At 71.6% G+C, this 19,741-nt stretch carries 18 protein-coding genes; 12 read left to right on the forward strand and 6 right to left on the reverse strand.

Annotation, left to right across the window (positions count from 1 at the left end; all coding sequences use genetic code 11):
- Positions 1-66: 66 nt before the first annotated feature.
- Positions 67-1,533 carry an aminopeptidase P family protein gene (locus ABZ924_RS03935; RefSeq protein WP_361903652.1) on the forward strand — a complete coding sequence of 489 codons (1,467 nt, stop codon included), beginning with the start codon at positions 67-69 and terminating at the stop codon, positions 1,531-1,533.
- 97 nt (positions 1,534-1,630) lie between these two features.
- Here ABZ924_RS03935 and ABZ924_RS03940 read toward each other — a convergent pair whose 3' ends face one another.
- Positions 1,631-2,146, reverse strand: coding sequence for an ATP-binding protein (locus ABZ924_RS03940; protein WP_361903655.1), 516 nt, complete (start codon positions 2,144-2,146; stop codon positions 1,631-1,633).
- Positions 2,147-2,403: 257 nt separating this feature from the next.
- Here ABZ924_RS03940 and ABZ924_RS03945 point away from each other — a divergent pair, with 257 nt between their 5' ends.
- The 9 genes from ABZ924_RS03945 (at position 2,404) to ABZ924_RS03985 (ending at position 12,311) form a co-directional block, all read left to right on the forward strand.
- The gene (locus ABZ924_RS03945) at positions 2,404-3,213 is read left to right on the forward strand and encodes a hypothetical protein (RefSeq protein WP_361903658.1); all 810 of its coding nucleotides are present in this window, start codon (positions 2,404-2,406) and stop codon (positions 3,211-3,213) included.
- Positions 3,214-3,316: 103 nt separating this feature from the next.
- Entirely contained in the window at positions 3,317-4,042 is a 726-nt protein-coding gene (locus ABZ924_RS03950) for a YcnI family protein (protein WP_361903661.1), read from the forward strand.
- Positions 4,043-4,187: 145 nt separating this feature from the next.
- Positions 4,188-4,844 (forward strand): SCO family protein, encoded by a 657-nt coding sequence (locus ABZ924_RS03955; protein ID WP_361903664.1) that lies wholly within the window; start codon positions 4,188-4,190, stop codon positions 4,842-4,844.
- Positions 4,841-5,344 carry a copper chaperone PCu(A)C gene (locus ABZ924_RS03960; protein WP_361903667.1) on the forward strand — a complete coding sequence of 168 codons (504 nt, stop codon included), beginning with the start codon at positions 4,841-4,843 and terminating at the stop codon, positions 5,342-5,344. The genes ABZ924_RS03955 and ABZ924_RS03960 overlap by 4 nt, the downstream gene beginning before the upstream one ends.
- A gap of 22 nt (positions 5,345-5,366) precedes the next feature.
- The gene (locus ABZ924_RS03965) at positions 5,367-7,430 is read left to right on the forward strand and encodes a copper resistance protein CopC (RefSeq protein WP_361903670.1); all 2,064 of its coding nucleotides are present in this window, start codon (positions 5,367-5,369) and stop codon (positions 7,428-7,430) included.
- 5 nt (positions 7,431-7,435) lie between these two features.
- On the forward strand, positions 7,436-8,710 hold the full coding sequence (efeB, locus tag ABZ924_RS03970) for an iron uptake transporter deferrochelatase/peroxidase subunit (RefSeq protein ID WP_361903673.1): 1,275 nt from the start codon (positions 7,436-7,438) through the stop codon (positions 8,708-8,710).
- Between the two features lie 42 nt (positions 8,711-8,752).
- Positions 8,753-9,688, forward strand: a complete 936-nt coding sequence (pheA, locus tag ABZ924_RS03975; RefSeq protein ID WP_361903676.1) for a prephenate dehydratase — start codon at positions 8,753-8,755, stop codon at positions 9,686-9,688.
- A gap of 536 nt (positions 9,689-10,224) precedes the next feature.
- Positions 10,225-11,502 carry a serine--tRNA ligase gene (gene serS / locus ABZ924_RS03980; RefSeq protein ID WP_361903679.1) on the forward strand — a complete coding sequence of 426 codons (1,278 nt, stop codon included), beginning with the start codon at positions 10,225-10,227 and terminating at the stop codon, positions 11,500-11,502.
- Positions 11,499-12,311: an HAD family hydrolase gene (locus tag ABZ924_RS03985; protein WP_361903682.1), complete on the forward strand. Its 813-nt coding sequence runs from the start codon at positions 11,499-11,501 to the stop codon at positions 12,309-12,311. Before serS ends, ABZ924_RS03985 begins: the two co-directional genes overlap by 4 nt.
- 232 nt (positions 12,312-12,543) lie before the next feature.
- Here ABZ924_RS03985 and ABZ924_RS03990 read toward each other — a convergent pair whose 3' ends face one another.
- The 5 genes from ABZ924_RS03990 to ABZ924_RS04010 form a co-directional block, all read right to left on the reverse strand.
- A complete protein-coding gene (locus ABZ924_RS03990; protein ID WP_361903685.1) occupies positions 12,544-13,191 on the reverse strand; it encodes a rhomboid-like protein in 648 nt (215 codons plus the stop codon).
- An 85-nt stretch (positions 13,192-13,276) separates the two neighbouring features.
- The gene (locus ABZ924_RS03995) at positions 13,277-13,996 is read right to left on the reverse strand and encodes an ABC transporter permease subunit (protein WP_361903688.1); all 720 of its coding nucleotides are present in this window, start codon (positions 13,994-13,996) and stop codon (positions 13,277-13,279) included.
- 14 nt (positions 13,997-14,010) lie between these two features.
- Positions 14,011-14,922, reverse strand: a complete 912-nt coding sequence (locus ABZ924_RS04000; protein ID WP_361903691.1) for an ABC transporter ATP-binding protein — start codon at positions 14,920-14,922, stop codon at positions 14,011-14,013.
- Positions 14,919-15,812, reverse strand: a complete 894-nt coding sequence (locus ABZ924_RS04005) for an ABC transporter permease subunit (RefSeq protein ID WP_361903694.1) — start codon at positions 15,810-15,812, stop codon at positions 14,919-14,921. Before ABZ924_RS04005 ends, ABZ924_RS04000 begins: the two co-directional genes overlap by 4 nt.
- Positions 15,802-16,773 (reverse strand): ABC transporter ATP-binding protein, encoded by a 972-nt coding sequence (locus tag ABZ924_RS04010; RefSeq protein WP_361903697.1) that lies wholly within the window; start codon positions 16,771-16,773, stop codon positions 15,802-15,804. Before ABZ924_RS04010 ends, ABZ924_RS04005 begins: the two co-directional genes overlap by 11 nt.
- Before the next feature lie 224 nt (positions 16,774-16,997).
- Between ABZ924_RS04010 and ABZ924_RS04015 the strand changes: the two genes are divergently transcribed.
- Together ABZ924_RS04015 and ABZ924_RS04020 are read left to right on the forward strand one after the other, a co-directional pair.
- Complete coding sequence (locus ABZ924_RS04015) at positions 16,998-17,867, forward strand: M24 family metallopeptidase (protein ID WP_361903700.1); 870 nt, start codon at positions 16,998-17,000, stop codon at positions 17,865-17,867.
- The gene (locus ABZ924_RS04020) at positions 17,864-19,702 is read left to right on the forward strand and encodes an SDR family oxidoreductase (protein ID WP_361903703.1); all 1,839 of its coding nucleotides are present in this window, start codon (positions 17,864-17,866) and stop codon (positions 19,700-19,702) included. Before ABZ924_RS04015 ends, ABZ924_RS04020 begins: the two co-directional genes overlap by 4 nt.
- Positions 19,703-19,741: the final 39 nt, after the last annotated feature.

Here is a 19,741-nt window from a genome sequence, read left to right on the forward strand (position 1 = left end):
TTCCCCTCGCACATACGATGGACAGGGTCCCTACCCGGTCCTGTCTGTCGTAGCTGAGGAGAAGACGTGGCTGACGAGCTCACCCCGGAGACCCCGGAAGAAGAGCAGCCCAAGGAGACGCACAAGCAGCGCAAGAACGGGCTCTACCCGGGCGTCAGCGACGAACTCGCCGAGAACATGCGCACGGGCTGGGCGGACACCGAGCTGCACGGCCTGGAGCCGATCGCCCAGGCCGAGCACACCGCCGCCCGACGCGCCGCGCTGTCCGCCCGCTTCCCCGGCGAACGCCTCGTCGTGCCCGCCGGCCGGCTGAAGGTCCGCTCGAACGACACCGAGTACCCCTTCCGCGCCTCCACGGAGTACGCGTACCTGACCGGCGACCAGACCGAGAACGGCGTCCTGGTCCTGGAGCCCTCCGGCGAAAACGGCCACACCGCGACCGTCTACCTCCTGCCCCGCTCCGACCGCGAGAACGGCGAGTTCTGGCTGTCCGGCCAGGGCGAGCTGTGGGTCGGCCGCCGCCACTCCCTCGCCGAGGCCGAGCAGCTCCTCGGCATCCCGGCCAAGGACGTCCGCGAGCTCGCCGACGCCCTCGCCGAGGCCACCGGCCCGGTCCGCGCCGTCCGCGGCCACGACGCCGTCATCGAGAAGGCCCTGACCGACAAGGTCACCGCCGAGCGGGACGAGGAGCTGCGCGTCTACCTCTCCGAGGCGCGTGCGGTGAAGGACGACTTCGAGATCGGCGAGCTGCAGAAGGCCGTCGACTCCACCGTCCGCGGCTTCGAGGACGTCGTGAAGGTCCTGGACAAGGCCGAGGCCACGTCCGAGCGCTACATCGAGGGCACCTTCTTCCTGCGCGCCCGCGTCGAGGGCAACGACGTCGGCTACGGCTCCATCTGCGCCGCCGGCCCGCACGCCTGCACCCTGCACTGGGTCCGCAACGACGGCCCCGTCCGCTCCGGCGACCTGCTGCTGCTCGACGCCGGTGTGGAGACCCACTCCCTCTACACCGCCGACGTCACCCGCACGCTGCCGATCAACGGCACGTACACCGACATCCAGCGCAAGGTCTACGACGCGGTGTACGAGGCTCAGGAGGCGGGCATCGCCGCGGTCAAGCCGGGCGCGAAGTTCCGCGACTTCCACGACGCCGCCCAGCACGTGCTGGCCGAGAAGCTCGTCGAGTGGGGCCTGCTGGAGGGCCCGGTCGAGCGCGTCCTGGAGCTGGGCCTGCAGCGCCGCTGGACCCTGCACGGCACCGGCCACATGCTCGGCATGGACGTGCACGACTGCGCCGCCGCCCGCACCGAGGCCTACGTCGACGGCACGCTGGAGCCGGGCATGTGCCTCACCGTCGAGCCCGGCCTGTACTTCCAGGCCGACGACCTGACGGTGCCCGAGGAGTACCGGGGCATCGGCGTCCGCATCGAGGACGACATCCTGGTCACCGAGGACGGCAACCGGAACCTGTCGGCCGGCCTGCCGCGCGCCTCGGCCGAGGTCGAGGACTGGATGGCCCGCCTGAAGGGCTGACGCCGCGGGCCGCTCCGCCCCGGGACGGGCGGGATCTCGTACGCACTGTCGTACGCAGGTCCCGCCCGTCGGCGTTCCCACCGCGGCCGCGCCGCCGCTACGAGGCCTTGAGCAGGGCGCCCTCGCGCCACTTGAGGATCTTGTCGAAGCTGACCACCGCACCGCGGCCCGGCCGGTTGCGGAACCTCACGTGGTCCGCGAGCTCCTCGATCAGCCACATCCCCCGGCCGTTCTCGCGCTCGGACGGCTCCACGGCGTCCCGGGCGTCCCGGGCGTCCCGGGCGTCCCGGGGCGCCGACCCCCGCTCCGACTCCGGCTCCGGAAAGCCCGGGCCCGAGTCGGTCACCTCGATCCGGCAGCGGTCCCCGTCGAGGTACGCCGTGACGCGGTAGCCGGAGTGCGACTCCGGGAGCGGCTCCCCGCCGTGGCCGGCGGGCTGCGCCGGCCCGCCGTGCTCCACCGCGTTCGCGCAGGCCTCGCTCAGCGCCACCGACAGCTCGAAGGAGATGTCCGGGTCCACCCCCGCGGTCTCCATGGTTCTCAGCAGCAGCCGCCGGGCGAGCGGCACGCTCGCGGCTTCGCGCCTCAAGTGGAGAGACCACCAGATGCTCATACGGGTACCTATTGCCGCCCATGGGGGACCGTAAGCCCCCGAACGCCTCCGGAGCCCTCATTCGGCCGATGCGGCTTCTGCGGGAGCGTTGTATGCGCACCGGCGGTGGGCACACGCCGGCAGGGGGCAGACTCCGGCAGTGGCGCTCCGGTTGCGGGCACGCTCACGGACGCGGGCACGCTCCGGCCCCGCGAACCTGACGGCCTTGCGGACCTGCCGTAGGGAGGGCGTGAGCGCAGTGCAATGATGGCTCGGCCATGACTCTCCCCCACACGACGCCCGCCGGAGCCGGTCTCCGGCTGCTCCGGGCCGCGGTCTTCACCGCGGTCTGCGTCGTGCTGTCGGCGGGCGGGCACGCCCTGGCGTCCTGCGCCACCGTGCCCTGGTGGGCCCTCGTCCTCGGCTTCCTGGCCGTGTTCGCCGTCGCCGCCCCGCTCGCGGGACGCCGGCGCTCGCTGCCCGGGATCGCCGCAGGACTCGCGGTCGGACAGCTGGGTCTGCACGCGGTGTTCGGCCTCGGCCAGCACAGCGCCGCGGCCGCGCAGGCGAGCACCCCGTCCGACACCTCGCTCGCGGCGCTCGCCGCGCAGCTGGTGTGCGGGGGCAACTCGGTCCCGCTGACCCCGTCCGACGCCCGGCAGATCCTGGAGGCCGCCGGACTCGACCCGGCGGCCCTCGCCGCCCAGGCGGCGGTACAGGAACACCTCGGCCACGCCCACATGGCGCAGGCCTCCGCCGCTCCGGCCACCGGCCTGTTCAGCCCCGGCATGCTCCTCGGCCACCTGCTGGCCGCGCTCGCCGCGGGCTGGCTGCTCGGGCGCGGCGACGCCGCGCTGTTCCGGCTGGTCGAGCTGTCGCGCGGCAGCGAGGCGGTGGACCCGGTGCGCCCGCTGCGCGCCGCGCTGGCTTTCGTACGGGCGCTCGCGGCCGGGCTCGCGGGCGCACCCGCCCGGGGTCCGCAGGCTCCCCGGACCGCGTCCGAGCCGGCCGCGTACACCGGCAGGGAAACGCTCCAGCACACGGTGGTGCGGCGCGGGCCGCCCTCGGCCCTCGCCCTCGCAGCCTGACGCGGCACCCTTCATCCCCGGAGCACCCGGGGCACCGGTGCCGCGGAATCCGCGCGCGCCCGCGTGCGGTGCCACCGTCACCCTGCCTCTGGAGTGTTCCGCCATGAAGACCTCGAAGACCTCGCGCGTCTCCCTTGCCGCCGCCCTCGCCGCCGGCGCCGTCCTCGTCCTGTCCGGCCCCGCCTTCGCGCACGTCAGCGTGCAGCCCGGTGAGGCCGCGAAGGGCGGCTACGCCACCTTGAACTTCAAGGTCCCGAACGAGCGCGACAACGCGTCGACCACGCAGCTCGAGGTCAACTTCCCGACCGACCAGCCGCTCTCGTCCGTCATGCCGCAGGACATCCCCGGCTGGACCGTCACGGTCGAGAAGACCAAGCTCGACAAGCCTCTAACCGTGCACGGCAAGCAGATCAACGAGGCCGTCACCAAGGTGACCTGGAGCGGCGGAAAGATCGAGCCGGGCAAGTTCCAGCAGTTCCCGGTCTCCGTGGGCAAGCTGCCGGACAACGCCGACCAGATGGTCTTCAAGGCGATCCAGACGTACGACAACAACGAGGTCGTCCGGTGGATCGAGGAGGCCAAGCAGGGCGCGGCCGAGCCGCAGAACCCGGCGCCCGTCCTGAAGCTGACGGCCGCCAAGGCCGCCGACGGCCACCACGACGACGCCAAGAAGCCGGCCGAGTCCGACGACCACGGCAAGGAAGGCCACGAGGAGGCCGCTGCCAAGAGCGGCTCAGACACGACGGCGCGCGCCCTCGGCATCGCCGGCATCCTCATCGGCCTCGGCGGTCTCGCGTTCGGTATCGCCTCGCGCCGCCGCGCCTCCTGACCCGGCGCCCTCCGGGGCCGTATCCAGAAACATCCGCACAGCCGGGGGCTCGGCGCGGCCGGACGCGGGACTCCCCGCGTCCACGGCGCCGCCCTGCCCGGCCGTGCATCCGTACACACCCCCCGATCCCAGGGACATCCTCACCATGCGCACCCCACGTGTGACGGCGGTCGCCGCCCTCCTCGCCGCGGCCGCCTTCACCCTCACCGCCTGCGGCGGCGAGCCCGCCGCCAAGACCCCCGCGGTCACCCAGCTCACCGGCCAGTCCGAGCCCGGCCGGGCGACCGTCCTCGACCGGCCCTTCGACAAGCCGGAGCTCGTCCTCACGGACACCACGGGCAAGCCGTGGAACCTGCGCGAGCAGACCAAGGGCAAGCCGACGCTCATCTACTTCGGGTACACCAACTGCCCCGACGTCTGCCCGCTGACGATGAGCAACATCGCCGTCGCCAAGAAGGCGCTGCCCAAGGCTGACCAGGACAACCTCCGGGTCGTCTTCGTCACCACCGACCCCGAGCGCGACACCCCCGAGTCCCTCGGTGCCTGGCTCAAGGCCCAGGACCCGTCCTTCGTCGGGCTGACCGGGGACTTCCCCACGATCCAGGCCGCCGCGCGCAAGCTCGGCATCGGCATCGACCCCGCCAAGAAGGAGGCCGACGGCAAGGTCGTCTCCATGCACGGTGCCCAGGTCATCGCGTTCTCGCCCAAGACCGACGAGGGCTACGTCCTCTACGGCGAGGGCACGACCGTCGACGACTACACCAAGGACCTGCCGAAGATCGCCAAGGGGGAGAACCCGTGAACCGCCGCACCATCCGCACCCTGGCCACCGCCCTCTCCGTGATGGCGGCCCTGGCCATATCCGGCTGCTCCTCGGACTCCGGCTCCGGCTCCGATTCCGGCGGCAAGGCCGCAGCGGACAAGCCGAAGCCGACGGTCAGCGGCGCGTTCATGCCCGAGCCGGTCAACGACAAGATGGCCGGCGCCTTCATGGTCATCAAGAACGACTCCGGGACCGCCGACAAGCTGACCGCCGTCACCAGCCCGCTCTCCGACGACCTGCAGATCCATGAGACCAAGGACCAGAAGATGCAGCAGGTCCCGTCCATGGACGTGCCGGCGAACGGCGAACTGAAGCTGGAACGCGGCGGCAACCACATCATGTTCATGGGGCTCAAGGACAAGCCGAAGGTCGGCGACAAGGTCACCATCGAGCTGCGCTTCGAGAAGGCCGACCCGGTCAAGGTCGAACTGGACGTGAAGGAACGGACGTACCAGGCCCAGAACAACAACGCCCACTGACGGACCGAGGGACTGACACGCCATGACGGCCACCGCCCCCGCCCCTTCCACGGCCCGCGACCGGGCCGCGGCGATCCTGCCGCGGCTCGCGCTGGTCCTCGCAGCCCTGTTGGCGACCCTGTTCACCGCGGCCGGCCCGGCCGCGGCGCACGCCGCACTCACCGCGAGCGACCCCAAGGAGGGGGCGGTGGTCGCCACGGCCCCCGCCCAGGTGACCCTGTCCTTCTCGGAGCAGGTCGCCATGGGCGGCGACTCCATCCGCGTCCTGGACCCCCAGGGCAAGCGGGTGGACACCGGCGAACTGCGCGACATGTGCAGCGGATCCACCGTCCGGTACGGCACCGCCCTGCACTCGGGGCTGCCCGACGGCACCTACACCGTCGCCTGGCAGGCCGTCTCCGCAGACAGCCACCCGGTCTCCGGTGCCTTCACCTTCTCCATCGGCGCGCCCTCGGCCACCAGCGTCTCGCTTCCCGCCCGGGAGGCGGGCGGCGGCCCCGTCGGCATCGCGTACGGCATCGCCCGCTACGCCGCCTACGCCGGCTTCACCGTCCTGGTGGGCGCCTCCGCGTTCATCCTGCTGTGCTGGCGTCGGGGCGCTGCCGAGCGGCCGCTGCAGAGGCTCGTCCTGCGCGCCTGGGTCACGCTCACCGCCGCCACCCTCGCGATGCTGGTGCTGCGTACCCCGTACACCGGGTCCGGGAGGTTCGCCGACGTACTCGACCTCGACGGCCTGCGGGCCGTCCTGGGGACCAAGACCGGCGCCTCCCTGGTGTCGAGGCTGCTGCTGCTCGGCGCCGCCGCACTGTTCCTCGCCGTCCTGTTCGGCGCGTACGCACGCCGGCAGCCCGGCGGGAGCGCGACCGTCGGGACCGCCGCGAAGGACGAGAAAGACACAGAGAAGGACAAGGAGACCAGCGACCTGGAGTTCGGGCTCGGGATCGGCGGGGCCGTCGTCGCCGGCGGCATCGCCGCGACCTGGGCCCTGTCCGAGCACGCCTCCACCGGCATCCAGCCCGGTGTCGCCATGCCGGCCGACATCCTGCACCTGCTGGCCGTCGCCGCCTGGCTCGGCGGGCTCACCGCTCTGCTCGTCGCCCTCTACAAGGTGCCCGGAATGGAGCGCGAGGCGGTCCGGCGCTTCTCCCTGGTCGCCTTCACCAGCGTCGTCGTCCTCACCCTCACCGGCCTCTACCAGTCCTGGCGCCAGGTCGGCAGCTGGTCGGCGCTGACCGGCACCGGCTACGGGCGGCTGCTCCTGATCAAGGTCGGCCTCGTCGCCGTTCTCGTCGGCATCGCCTACGTCTCGCGGGGCTGGACCGCACGGCTGGCCGAGGCACCTGCCGCGCGGCCGGCCGAGGTCGGCACACCGGCGGGCCGCGTCTCCTCCCCGGCGGCCAGTGGGGGCGCCCCCGGCGAAGCGGCCCGGGCCGATGTTTCACGTGAAACGGACTCGGCCGACGTTTCACGTGAAACATCCCCTGCCGAGGGAGCCGCCCCCGAGGACCCCGAGCGGGCCGCGCAGCTGGCCCGGCAGAGGGCGGCGCGCGAGAACGCACGGGAGCGGCAGGCCCGTGACGCCGATCCGAACCGGGCCGGCCTGCGCCGCTCGGTCCTCGCCGAGGCCGCGGTGGCCGTCGTCCTGCTCTCCGTGACCACCGTGCTCACCAGTACCGAGCCCGGGCGTACCGCGCAAAAGGAGGCGGGGCGCGGATCCGGCGCAGCCTCCACGGCGGTCCCCGACCGTGCCGTCAAGGTGACGCTGCCGTTCGACACCGGCGGCCCCAGCGGCAAGGGATCGGTGCGGCTGGAGCTCGACCCGGGCCGGGTCGGCGCCAACACCCTCCACCTCTGGGTCGAATCCGCCGACGGCGGGCCGCTCGACGTCCCGGAGATCAAGGTGGCCTTCACCCTGCCCGCCAAGGACATCGGCCCCCTCCCGCTCGTTCCCGAGCGGGCGACGCCGGGACACTGGAGTGCCTCCGGGGTGCAGTTGCCGCTCACCGGGGAATGGCGGATCGACGTGACCGTCCGCACCTCCGACATCGACCAGACGACCGTGCAGAAGACCGTGAAGATCGGCTGACCAGCGTGACCGAGAGCAATCCCGACATCGAAATCTCCCGCCGCCGGCTGCTGGGCACCGTGGGTGCCGCAGGCGCCGCCGGGCTCGCGCTGGGTGCGACGGGCGGCGCGCTGGTGCAGTCCGCGCTCGCCGATGCGCCGGCCGGAGCCCCCGGCGCCGCGGGCGGCCTGGCCTCGGTGGGCGCGACCCGGGTCGCCTTCCACGGCGAGCGCCAGGCCGGAATCACCACGCCCCTCCAGGCCAAGGGCCACGTCCTCGCCTTCGACCTGGCGCCCGGCGCCGGCCGCAAGGAGGCCGCGGCCCTGCTGCGCCGCTGGTCCGAGACGGCCCGCCGACTGATGGCGGGTGAGACCGCGCCGACGGCGGATTCGGGCATCGCCCTCGACTCCGGGCCGTGCTCGCTCACCGTCACCTTCGGGTTCGGCCACTCCTTCTTCGAGCGCACCGGGCTCGCGGACCGTCGGCCCACGGCGCTGGACCCGCTGCCGGACTTCTCCGCCGACCAGCTCGATCCCCAGCGCAGCAACGGCGATCTGTGGGTGCAGATCGGCGCCGACGACGGTCTCGTCGCCTTCCACGCACTGCGCGCGCTGCAGAAGGACGCCGGGGACGCCGCCCGGGTGCGCTGGCAGATGAACGGTTTCAACCGCTCTCCCGGGGCCACCTCTTCCCCGATGACCGCCCGCAACCTGATGGGGCAGGTCGACGGCACCGCGAACCCCAAGCCGGCGGATCCCGACTTCGACAAGCGGATCTTCGTGCCCGCGGCCGGGCCGGGCCCTGCCGCGCACGCGTGGATGGGCGGGGGCTCGTACGCCGTCGTGCGGCGCATCCGGATGCTGCTGGACGCCTGGGACCAGCAGAGCCAGACCCAGCAGGAGCAGGTCATCGGCCGGACCAAGGCCAACGGAGCGCCTCTGAGCGGCGGCACCGAGACCAGCAAGATGGATCTCGACAAGCTGGGCCCCGACGGGAAGACGGTCATCCCGGCCAATGCGCACGCCCGGATCTCCGCGCCCGCGCAGAACGGCGGGGCGGCCATGCTCAGGCGCCCCTTCTCCTTCCACGACGGGATAGCAGCGGACGGCACCCCCGACGCGGGGCTGCTGTTCATCTGCTGGCAGGCGGACCCGCTGCGTGGTTTCGTCCCGGTGCAGCGCAAGCTCGACCGCGGGGACGCGCTTTCGGCGTTCATCCGGCACGAGTCCAGCGGCCTGTACGCGGTGCCGCCCGGTCCGCGCGAGGGGGAGTACGTGGGGCAGCGGCTGCTCGAAGGGTGAACAGCACCCCTCGGGCCGGGGCCCCGGCATTAGGCTGATCGCATGTCGGCCACCCGCTTCACGTATCTCGGTCCCGAGGGCACCTTCACGGAAGCCGCCCTCCGCACGCTGCCGGAAGCCGCGACCCGGGAGCTCGTCCCGATGGTGTCGGTGGCCTCCGCCCTGGACGCCGTGCGCAACGGGGAAGCTGCGGCCGCCCTGGTGCCGATCGAGAACTCGGTGGAGGGCGGTGTCACCGCCACGCTGGACGAGCTGGCCTCCGGCGAACCTCTGATGATCTACCGCGAGGTGCTGCTGCCGATCGCGTTCGCGCTGCTCGTGCGGCCGGGCACCGCACTGTCGGACGTGAAGACCGTCACCGGGCACCCGGTCGCCCAGCCGCAGGTGCGCAACTGGCTGCGGGCGAACCTGCCCGACGCGGTGTGGGAGTCGGCCGCGTCGAACGCCGACGGGGCCCGTCTGGTCCAGGAGGGCCGCTTCGACGCCGCCTTCGCGGGTGAGTTCGCGGCGGCCACCTACGGGCTCGTCCCGCTGGTCACGGAGATCCATGACGCGCAGAACGCGGAGACGCGCTTCGTGCTCGTCGGCCGCCCCGCCCGGCCGGCCGCCCCGACGGGCGCCGACAAGACCTCCGTGGTGCTGTGGCTCGGCGACGACCACCCCGGTGCGCTGCTGGAGCTGCTCCAGGAGTTCGCCGTGCGCGGGGTCAATCTGATGCTGATCCAGTCGCGGCCGACGGGGGAGGGCATCGGCAACTACTGCTTCGCCGTGGACGCCGAGGGCCACATCTCGGACCGCAGGGTCAGCGAGGCGCTGATGGGGTTGAAGCGGACCTGTCCCCAGGTCCGCTTCCTGGGCTCCTATCCGCGGGCGGGCGTCACCCGCAGTGAGGTCCGGACTCCGCGGCCGGGGACGTCGGACGGCGACTTCACGGCCGCTTCCGACTGGCTGACGCGCTGCCTCGACGGCCGGCCGTAGCCGGCTCCGACGGTTCTCCCCCGTCCACAGAGTTATCCACAGGGCGAGATGCGGACCTGTGGACTAGTCGACAGTTGGCCCTCACAAGGTCGACAAATCGGTCGGGGAACCCAGGTTTCGCGCTGAAGAGCGGAAGGTGAACGGCGTCACCCCCGTATCGCCGATGAACTCTTTGGGGCGAGGCATTCCCACCCGAATGAGTGTGTGGAGGCGGTTTGAACCCTGATTCGTTCCGGCCCCCAGGTGAACGGGATTGATCTCATTCCGTGTCCACAGATGCGGCGCACAGCCTGTGGACAAGTCGGTGGGCTGGGGGTTTCCTGTGGACAAGGTGCGGGGTCCGAGGCCCGCCGAAGCAGGGCGGGATGCTCGGATTGTTCCTCTTTCCGGGGAATGGGGTGTTCTTTATCGACCGCCCGGGAGGGGCCACTTCCGGCCAGTCGATCAGAGTTTTCCATTCTCGGCAATTAGGACATAGCGACACGCAGCGTGATATCGGTGTGAGTGCGGGAAGCCCAGACCGGTAGCCTGGAGGGGTGATTGACCTTCGGCTGCTCCGTGAAGACCCTGACCGTGTCCGCGCCTCGCAGCGCGCCCGTGGAGAGGACGTCGAACTCGTCGACGCCGTACTCTCCGCCGATGAGCGCCGCAGGTCCTCCGGCATGCGCTTCGACGAACTGCGCAATGAGCAGAAGTCGCTCGGCAAGCTCATCCCCAAGGCCTCCCCGGAGGAGCGGGCCGAGCTGCTGAAGAAGGCGGAGCAGCTCAAGACCGACGTCAAGGCCGCCGAGGCCGAGCAGAACGAGGCCGACGAAGCGGCCCGCACGCTGCTCCTCAAGCTCGGCAACGTCGTCCACCCCGACGTGCCGGTCGGCGGCGAGGAGGACTTCACCGTCCTCGAGACGCACGGCACGATCCGCGACTTCGCCGCCGAGGGCTTCGAGCCCAAGGACCACCTGGAGCTCGGCGAGGCGCTCGGCGCCATCGACGTCGAGCGCGGCGCCAAGGTGTCGGGCTCGCGCTTCTACTACCTCACCGGTGTCGGCGCCCTGCTGGAGCTGGCCCTGGTCAACGCCGCCATCGCGCAGGCCACCGAGGCCGGCTTCATCCCGATGCTCACCCCCGCGCTGGTCCGTCCGCGCGCCATGGAGGGCACCGGCTTCCTCGGCCAGGCCGCGGAGAACGTGTACCACCTGGAGAAGGACGACTACTACCTGGTCGGCACCTCCGAGGTCCCCCTCGCCGCGTACCACATGGACGAGATCATCGACGCCGAGAAGCTGCCGCTGCGCTACGCCGGCTTCTCCCCGTGCTTCCGCCGCGAGGCCGGTACGTACGGCAAGGACACCCGCGGCATCTTCCGCGTCCACCAGTTCGACAAGGTCGAGATGTTCTCGTACGTCGCGCCGGAGGACGCCGAGGCCGAGCACGCCCGCCTGCTCGCCTGGGAGAAGCAGTGGCTGACCAGCCTCGAGCTGCCGTTCCAGGTGATCGACGTCGCCACCGGTGACCTCGGCGCCTCGGCCTCGCGCAAGTTCGACTGCGAGGCGTGGATCCCGACCCAGGGCAAGTACCGCGAGCTGACCTCCGCCTCGAACTGCGACGGCTTCCAGGCCCGCCGCCTGTCGATCCGCGTCCGCGACGGCAAGAAGACCCAGCCGCTCGCCACGCTGAACGGCACCCTGTGCGCCGTGCCGCGCACCATCGTCGCGATCCTGGAGAACCACCAGCAGGCCGACGGCTCCGTGCACGTGCCCCCGGTCCTGCGCCCCTACCTGGGCGGCCGCGAGGTCCTGGAGCCGATCACCAAGTGAGCCCGGCCCCGTTCCCGTACAAGCTCGTCGCGACCGACCTCGACGGCACCCTGCTGCGTGGCGACGACACCGTCTCGGAACGCACCCGTGAGGCGCTCGCCGCGGCCACCGCGGCGGGCGCGGTGCACATCATCGTCACCGGCCGGGGCGTGCCCTGGACCCGGGGCGTGCTCGACGACCTCGGCTACCGGGGGATCGCGGTGTGCGGGCAGGGCGCCCAGGTCTACGACGCGGGGGCGCACCGGCTGCTGACCTCGGTGACCCTGGACCGGCAGCTCGCCGGGCTGGCCCTGGCGAAGCTGGAGGCCGAGGTGGGCCCGCTGGCCCTCGCGGCCAGCCGCGACGGGGTCGACGGCGACGTGCTGTACGGGCCGGACTACCGGGTCCAGGGGGGCCTCCCGGCCCGGTACCTGGACGACACCGCGGCGGTGTGGTCGGCTCCGCTGAACAAGCTGTACATCCAACACCCGGAGTTGGACGACGACGCGCTGGTCAAGGTGGCCCGGGAGACGGTCGGCTCCCTCGTGGACATCGTCATGGCCGGCCCCGGGATAGTGGAGATCCTTCCGCTGGGGCTCACCAAGGCCACCGGCCTGTCCCTGGCCGCACGTCGGCTGGGGGTCAAGGCGGCGGAGACGATCGCCTTCGGCGACATGCCCAACGACATCCCCATGTTCAGCTGGGCGGCGCACGGCGTGGCCATGGCCAACGCCCATGCGGAGCTCAAGGCGGTGGCGGACGAGGTGACGACCTCCAACGAAGCGGACGGCATCGCGGTCGTCCTGGAGCGCCTGCTCGGCGCCGCCTGAGGCTTGGGGCGGCCGCGGCGTCACCGCCGAGGCCGAAATGCACGAGGGTCCGGGGCAGCCCGCGCCGCACGGCGCGCTCGAAGTGGCTGCCCCGGACCTTTTGTTGCTCCCCGCACGACTCACTCTGCCCCTGCCCGAAGCGCCGTACCAGCGATTTTCTCCGTGCCAGTGCGCGGCGGCCCTGACCACCCACACACAGCCGGCCGCGTCGTGTTTCACGTGAAACGGCGCGTCATGTTTCACGTGAAACAGCGGTGGGCGGAGGGTGGCGGGTGAGCGGCCAGGCGAGCAGACCGACGGCGAGCGAGATGGCATGGCCGAGGTCGGTGAACGTGCTGCCGGTCAGGAGCGGGATCCCGTAGAAGGCGACGGCTCCGGCGAGGTAGAACCACCGCACCGGGCCGGGGAGGTGGTAGGTCAGCACGCCGATGGAGGCGGCCAGGCCGTAGGAGACGCCGACGTCGACGACGTGGACCATGCTCTGCGGGGCCCGGTGGTCCTGGATGGCCGTCAGGACGACCTTCTGGCTGATCAGGGTGGCCGTGATGTGCGCGGTGGCGACGATGGCGAGCCAGCGCAGGGTGCCGAGCCAGCGTTCGACGGGGGCGTGGAAGAGCTCGAAGAGGGCCGCGTACAGGGCGAGCGAGGCCGGGTTCTCGATCCAGAAGGCGCTGGAGAGCAGGGCCCGTACGGGGTGTCTGGTCAGCTCGTGGATGTTGCTGCTGTGCCGGTGCAGCAGGACGTGTTCGAGGTGGTCGGGGGCTATCACGACGATGAGGCTGGTGACGGCGATGACGAGCAGCCATATGTGCGTGCCGGGCGAGGAGCGTATCCAGGACCGTACGGGCCTGGACGGCTCGGGCTCGGCGTGCTCGGTCATGCCCCCGATCATGCCTCGCACGGCCGTGCCCCGCCCGGCCGGTGGGCCGGGCGGGGCACGGGTGACGGGGCCGGTGCGGCGGGTCCTACTCCTCGCCCGCCAGGGTGAGGCGGCGCAGCTTCTGGCCGGCGTAGAGGGTGGCGCCGACGGTGACCACGGACAGCAGGACCACCGCGGTGGGCAGGCCGACGGTGGCGTCGACGTAGCCTTCGCCGGCGACCTTCTCGGCCAGGGCCAGGGCCCACTGCTGGACGCTGAGGGTCTTCGCGCCGGAGACCAGGCTGCCGAAGAGCGACTCCCAGATCAGGGCGTAGACGAGGCCGAAGACCACCGCATGCCGGCTGACCGTGCCCAGCAGCAGGAACAGGGCGCTGTAGGCGATGGAGGCGACGAGGGCGGCGACCGCGTAGGCGACGGCGATCTGCTGGCCGTTGCCGTTGAGGATGAAGCCGGCGATCAGCGTCGGGATGGCGGAGAAGGCCATGGTGACGGCGACCGCGACGGTCAGCTTGGTCAGGATGATCGTCGGCCGCTTCACCGGCTTGGAGAGCAGGTAGACGATCGAGCCGTCGTCGATCTCGGGGCCGATGGCTCCGGTGCCGGCGATGACGCCGATCAGCGGGACCATGGTCGCGAGGGCGAAGCCGCCCAGCAGATCGGCGGCGACCTTGTCGTCCACGCCGGTGAAGGCCCGGACGACGGCGGAGATGACGATCAGCAGGGCGGGCAGCGCGAAGAGGATCAGCGCGCGGCGGCGGCCGAGCAGGGCGCGGTAGGTGAGCCGGGCCACGGTGGGGTTGTACACGGTTGCCAGCTCCTTCAGGCCGCGACGAGGTAGGAGAAGACCGACTCGAGGGACTCGTCCGAGGGCGAGACCGTCAGCAGGCGGATGCCGTGGGCGCGGGCGACCTGCGGCAGCAGTTCGGTGAACCGCCCGAAGTCGACGGCCTGGATGCGCAGGGCCCCCTCCTGGACGTCGACCTCGATGCCGGCGGTGGACGGGTCGGCGATCAGGGCGGCGGCCAGTGCCCTGTCGTCGGAGGACCGGACCAGGTAGCGGTGCGGGCGGTCCGTCATCAGGCGGCGGATCCGGCGGAAGTCGCCGGAGGCGGCGTGCCGGCCGGCGACGACCACCTCGATGTGGGAGGCGAGTTGTTCGACCTCCTCGAGGATGTGGGAGGAGAACAGGACGGTGCGCCCCTCGTCGCCCATGCGCCGCAGCAGGTCCATGAGCTGCATGCGCTGGCGGGGGTCCATGCCGTTGAACGGCTCGTCCAGGAGCAGCACGGACGGGTCGTGGACCAGCGCGGAGGCCATCTTCACGCGCTGGCGCATGCCCTTGGAGTACGTGGAGATCTTGCGGTCCTGGGCGTACTCCATCTCGACGGTGGCCAGGGCGCGGCGTGCCGCGGCGTCGTCGAGCCCGTGGAGCTCCGCGTTGGCGACGACGAACTCGCGGCCCGTGAGGAAGTCGTACATGGCCTCGCGCTCGGGCACGACACCGATGTGCCGGTACGCCTGCTCATTGCCCCAGATGGCGACGCCGTCGAGGGTGACGGTGCCGGTCGAGGGGGCGAGGAAGCCGCCCATCATGTTGATGAGGGTGGACTTGCCGGCGCCGTTGGGGCCCAGCAGACCGGTGACGCCGGGGCCGATGCGCATGGTCACGTCGTTGACGGCGACGACGTTGCCGAACCAGCGGCTGGTGTGGTCGATGTCGATGGTGGTCACAGCCCGGCCTTCCGGTAGCGGGCCATCAGGGCGGCGTAGGAGCCGGCGATGAGGCCGAGGATGACGAGCAGGTAGACGAAGCCGACACCGGCGGAGGGGCCCTCGCCGCCGGGGAAGGCGGAGGTGGCGCCGAGGAAGGCGGTCTGCATGCCGTCGATCAGGGTGATCGGGGAGAACAGGCCCATCCACTCGATCGGGCCGGTCGATCCCGCGCTGTAGGCGACGCCCTGGACCGCGGTGACGGCGCCGTACGGGATCAGCAGCAGGGCGATGATCGCCGCGACGCCGAAGCCGCGGCGCGGGGTGAGCGCAGCCATGACCAGGCCGAGGCCGGCGAACAGGACGGAGAGCAGCAGCACGGAGACCAGCCCCTGAGCGAACCCCTTGGTCTGGTCCGCGAAGTCGAACTTCGCCAGCAACGAGCCGATCCACATGATCAGCAGCGGCGTGGCGGTGAGGATGAACAGGGCCGAGGCCATCGCCGCGTACTTGGCGAGGACGTAGTCGACCCGCTCGATGGGCCGCGAGAAGTACAGCGGCACGGTCTTGAAGCGCAGGTCCCGGGAGACCGACTGGGGTGCCTGGGAGGCGAGGTAGAGGCCGATGACCATCTGGGTGGTCAGGGCGTACGTCGTGTACTTGATCGGCAGGTCGGTGGAGCCGGGCACCGCGATGGCGATGGCGACGATGATCAGCGCCGGGACGCACATCACCGCGAACAGGATCATCGGCAGGACCTTGGACTTCGCGGACCGGCCGAGCCCGTAGGCGCCGCGCAGCGACTGCGAGTACAGCGAGGTGCGGGCGTAGGAGCGGCCGAGCCGGGCCCCGTCGTAGGACCGGTAGCCGATGTTGTGGATCTGAGTGGCCGTGGAGGTGTCAGGCGCCATCGGTGCCGGCTCCCTTCCGCTGGTCGTGGTCGCGGAAGACCTCCGCGATGTGGTGGCGCCGCTGTTCCATGCGGACCAGGCCGAGGCCGAGGGAGGCGACGGTGTCGCGGACGACGTCGTACGTGCTCTCGCCGGTGGCCTCGAGCAGGAGGATGTGGCCGGCCCCGGGCAGGCCCTGCTCCTCCCCCGCGTGGAGTACGACGCCCGCGTCGGTGAGCGCCCGGCGCAGGGCGGCGGTGCCGTCCGGGTGGGCGTCGGAATCGGTGACCTCGACCGCGAGGGTCGTGGTGGTCTGCGTGAAGTCGCTGGTGGAGCTGGAGCGCAGCAGCCTGCCGCCGTCGACCACCACGACGTGGTCGCAGGTCCGCTCCAGTTCGCCGAGGAGGTGGGACGTGACCAGGACGGAGATGCCGAAGTCGGTGTGGACGCGGCGGATCAGGCCGAGCATCTCGTCGCGGCCTACGGGGTCGAGGCCGTTGGTGGGCTCGTCGAGCAGGACCAGCTGGGGGTCGTGGACGAGCGCTTGGGCGAGCTTGACGCGCTGCTTCATGCCGGTGGAGTAGCCGCCGATGGGGCGGTAGCGCTCCTCGTACAGGCCCACGTGGCGCAGGGTGTCGGCGGTCCGCTCGCGGGCGGCGGCCGGCGGGAGCCCGGACATCCGCGCCATGTGCACGACGAACTCGGTGGCCGAGACGTCGGGGGGCAGGCAGTCGTGCTCGGGCATGTAGCCGACGCGCTCGCGGATGGCGCTGCCATGGGTGGCGACGTCGAGTCCGAGTACGGCGGCGCGGCCCTCGGTGGCGGGGGACAGTCCCAGCAGGATCTTGATCAGCGTGGACTTGCCGGCTCCATTGGCGCCCACCAGACCGGTCACGCCCGGTCCGATGTCCAGGGTGAGCCGGTCGATGGCGGTCACTCGGGGGTACCGCTTGCTCAGGCTTTCGGTCGCGATGACAGTCACGGCTTCGACGTTAGTGGCGCGTGCCGCCCGGATCGTCAGACCTGGAGCGCGGTCCGGTATCAGCCTTCAGGCGTACGGACCCTGACGCAAGGCTGATGCGGACCGGACAACTTTGTCCACAGGCCGGTGCACGGCCCTTGACGTGATCTCCGGCCATTGTCACATTCATCAGTGTCAAGTTATGGGCGGTACGGCTCTAGGGACGGACGGCTGGCATGGCTGGGATGGCTGGGGACACCGCACAGCACAGCGCACGGCTCACCGGGCGGCTCGCCGCCGATCTCCGCGGGTTCAGAGAGGTGCAGCGCCTCGCGTACGAGTGCGCGGAGACCGTCGCTGCGCAGCTGCGGCCGGGGGTGACCGAGCGGGAGGCGGCGCGGATGCAGCGCGAGTGGCTGCGCGAGCGCGGCGTACGGGACTGGTTCCACCTGCCGTTCGCGTGGTTCGGGGACCGCACCGCCTTCGCGGGGTTCAGGATCCCGCTGCAGTTCTTCCCGACGAACCGGAAGTTGGAGCCGGGGATGCCGTTCATCCTCGACATGGCCCCGGTCCACCGGGGGTACGCGGCGGACATCGGGTACTCGGGCAGCCTCGGGCTCAATCCGGTCCAGGACCGGCTGATGTCCGACCTGCGCTTCCACCGTGAGCTGATCCTGCGCCAGGTCCGCGAGCGGCGCTCCCTGCGGGAGATCTACGAGAACGTCGAGCGGCTCATGGTCTGGCAGGGGTACGCCAACCGGCACCGCGCCTACCCCTTCGGCGTGATCGCCCACAAGATCGACCGGGTGAAGGAGCGGCGCTGGTCGCCGACCGCCTTCGGATTCGGGACGCAGTCCCTCAAGGGACTGGCGAGCGACGCCCTGCACGGACACCGTGAGGGCTGGTCACCGCTGTGGAGCCCGTACCGCTTCTCCGACCACGCGCCGCAGCCCGGCCTGTGGGCGGTGGAGCCGCATCTGGGCTTCCGGGGAACCGGGGCGAAGTTCGAGGAGATCCTGGTGGTCACCGACTCCCGGGATCCCGAGGAGAGCGCGTTCTGGCTGGACGACGATCTGCCGCACGTGCGGCGCTGGGCCGAGGAGAAGGCAGCATGAGCGGCATGGGCGAAACGGCCGGGTCCACCGGCATCGACGCGGGCACCGGCATCAACGGCATCACGCGCCCCGGCGGCCTCGCCGGAGCGCGCGAGCGCCGGGTGCGCACCGGCGGGGTCGAGCTGTGCGTCGTCGAACTCGGCGACGCGGACCGGCCGACGGTGGTGCTGGTGCACGGCTATCCGGACAGCAAGGAGGTCTGGTCGGAGGTCGCCGAGCGGCTGGCCTCCCGCTTCCACGTGGTGCTCTACGACGTGCGCGGGCACGGGCGCTCCACGGCGCCGGTGCCGCTGCGCGGCGGGTTCACCCTGGAGAAGCTGACCGACGACTTCCTGGCGGTGGCGGACGCGGTCAGCCCGGACCGGCCGGTGCACCTGGTCGGCCACGACTGGGGCTCCGTCCAGGGCTGGGAGTTCGCGACGGTCGCCCGCACCGAGGGCCGGATCGCCTCCTTCACCTCCATGTCGGGCCCCTCCCTGGACCACTTCGGGCACTGGATCAAGAAGCGCATGAGCCGGCCCACACCGCGCCGGGCCGCCCAGCTGCTGGGCCAGGGCGCGAAGTCCTGGTACGTGTATGCGCTGCACACCCCCAAGCTGCCGGAGCTCGCCTGGCGCGGGCCGCTCGGCAAGCGGTGGCCCGGGATCCTGGAGCGGGTGGAGAAGATCCCGGCCGGCTCCTACCCGACCCCTTCGCTGCCCTCGGACGCCGCCCACGGGGCCTGGCTCTACCGCGACAACGTCCGCTCCCGGATGCGCCGCCCGCGCGCCGACGCGTACGCCCACGTACCGGTCCAGCTGATCACGCCGACACAGGACGCGTTCCTGTCCGAGCGGCTCTATGACGACGTGGAGCGGTGGGCCCCCGACCTGGTGCGGCGCACGCTGGCGGCCCAGCACTGGATCCCCCGGACCCGGCCGGACCAGCTGGCCGCGTGGATCACCGAGTTCGTCACCGCCCGGGAGGAGCCGGCCGCGCGGGCACCGGAGCAGAAGGCCCCGGGGAAGTACGCCGACTGGTTCGGCGGCCGACTGGTGCTGGTCACCGGAGCCGCGAGCGGCATCGGCCGGGCCACCGCCTTCGCCTTCGCCGAGGCCGGGGCCCGGGTGGTGTGCGTGGACCGGGACGCGGAGGGCGCGGCCCGCACGGCGGACATGGCGCGGCTCATCGGGGCGCCCGGGGCCTGGGGCGAGGGCGTGGACGTCAGAGACGAGCAGGCGATGGAGAAGCTCGCCGCGAAGACCGCCGCCGAGTACGGGATCGTGGACGTGCTGGTCAACAATGCCGGGATCGGGCTCTCGGGGCCGTTCCTGGAGACCACCTCGGAGGACTGGAAGAAGGTCCTCGACGTCAACCTGTGGGGCGTCATCCACGGCTGCCGGATCTTCGGCAAGCAGATGGCAGAGCGCGGTCAGGGCGGCCACATCGTCAACACCGCCTCGGCCGCCGCCTATCTGCCCTCCAAGAGCCTGCCCGCGTACGGCACCTCGAAGGCGGCGGTGCTGATGCTGTCGGAGTGCCTGCGCGCAGAACTCGCCTCGCAGTCGATCGGGGTCTCGGCGATCTGCCCGGGCATCGTCAACACCAACATCACCGCCACCACCCGCTTCGCCGGGGCGGATGCGGCGGAGGAGAAGCGCCGCCAGGAGAAGGCGTCCCGGCTGTACGGGTTGCGCAACTTCCCGCCGGAGAAGGTCGCCGACGCGATCCTGCGCGCCGTCGTGCACAACGAGGCGGTGGTGCCGGTGACACCGGAGTCCAAGGGCGCCCTGTGGATGTCGCGCTGGGCTCCGGGTCTGCTGCGCAGGCTGGCCAAGGCGGAAGCCGGGCTGTGAGCGGCACGGCCATACCCCCCTGTTTCCGGCGGTCGTACC

Source organism: Streptomyces sp. NPDC046876, assembly GCF_040645035.1.
Lineage (GTDB): Bacteria > Actinomycetota > Actinomycetes > Streptomycetales > Streptomycetaceae > Streptomyces.

Bases quoted from the DNA above. Each gene is read 5' to 3' on its own strand.
- ABZ924_RS03955 (WP_361903664.1), top strand. From the start codon at position 4,188: ATGCGCACCCCACGTGTGACGGCGGTCGCCGCCCTCCTCGCCGCGGCC.
- ABZ924_RS04015 (WP_361903700.1), top strand. From the start codon at position 16,998: ATGGCTGGGGACACCGCACAGCACAGCGCACGGCTCACCGGGCGGCTC.
- ABZ924_RS03990 (WP_361903685.1), bottom strand. From the start codon at position 13,191: ATGACCGAGCACGCCGAGCCCGAGCCGTCCAGGCCCGTACGGTCCTGG.
- ABZ924_RS03945 (WP_361903658.1), top strand. From the start codon at position 2,404: ATGACTCTCCCCCACACGACGCCCGCCGGAGCCGGTCTCCGGCTGCTC.
- ABZ924_RS04005 (WP_361903694.1), bottom strand. From the start codon at position 15,812: ATGGCGCCTGACACCTCCACGGCCACTCAGATCCACAACATCGGCTAC.
- ABZ924_RS03940 (WP_361903655.1), bottom strand. From the start codon at position 2,146: ATGAGCATCTGGTGGTCTCTCCACTTGAGGCGCGAAGCCGCGAGCGTG.
- pheA (WP_361903676.1), top strand. From the start codon at position 8,753: ATGTCGGCCACCCGCTTCACGTATCTCGGTCCCGAGGGCACCTTCACG.
- ABZ924_RS04020 (WP_361903703.1), top strand. From the start codon at position 17,864: ATGAGCGGCATGGGCGAAACGGCCGGGTCCACCGGCATCGACGCGGGC.
- ABZ924_RS03950 (WP_361903661.1), top strand. From the start codon at position 3,317: ATGAAGACCTCGAAGACCTCGCGCGTCTCCCTTGCCGCCGCCCTCGCC.
- ABZ924_RS03965 (WP_361903670.1), top strand. From the start codon at position 5,367: ATGACGGCCACCGCCCCCGCCCCTTCCACGGCCCGCGACCGGGCCGCG.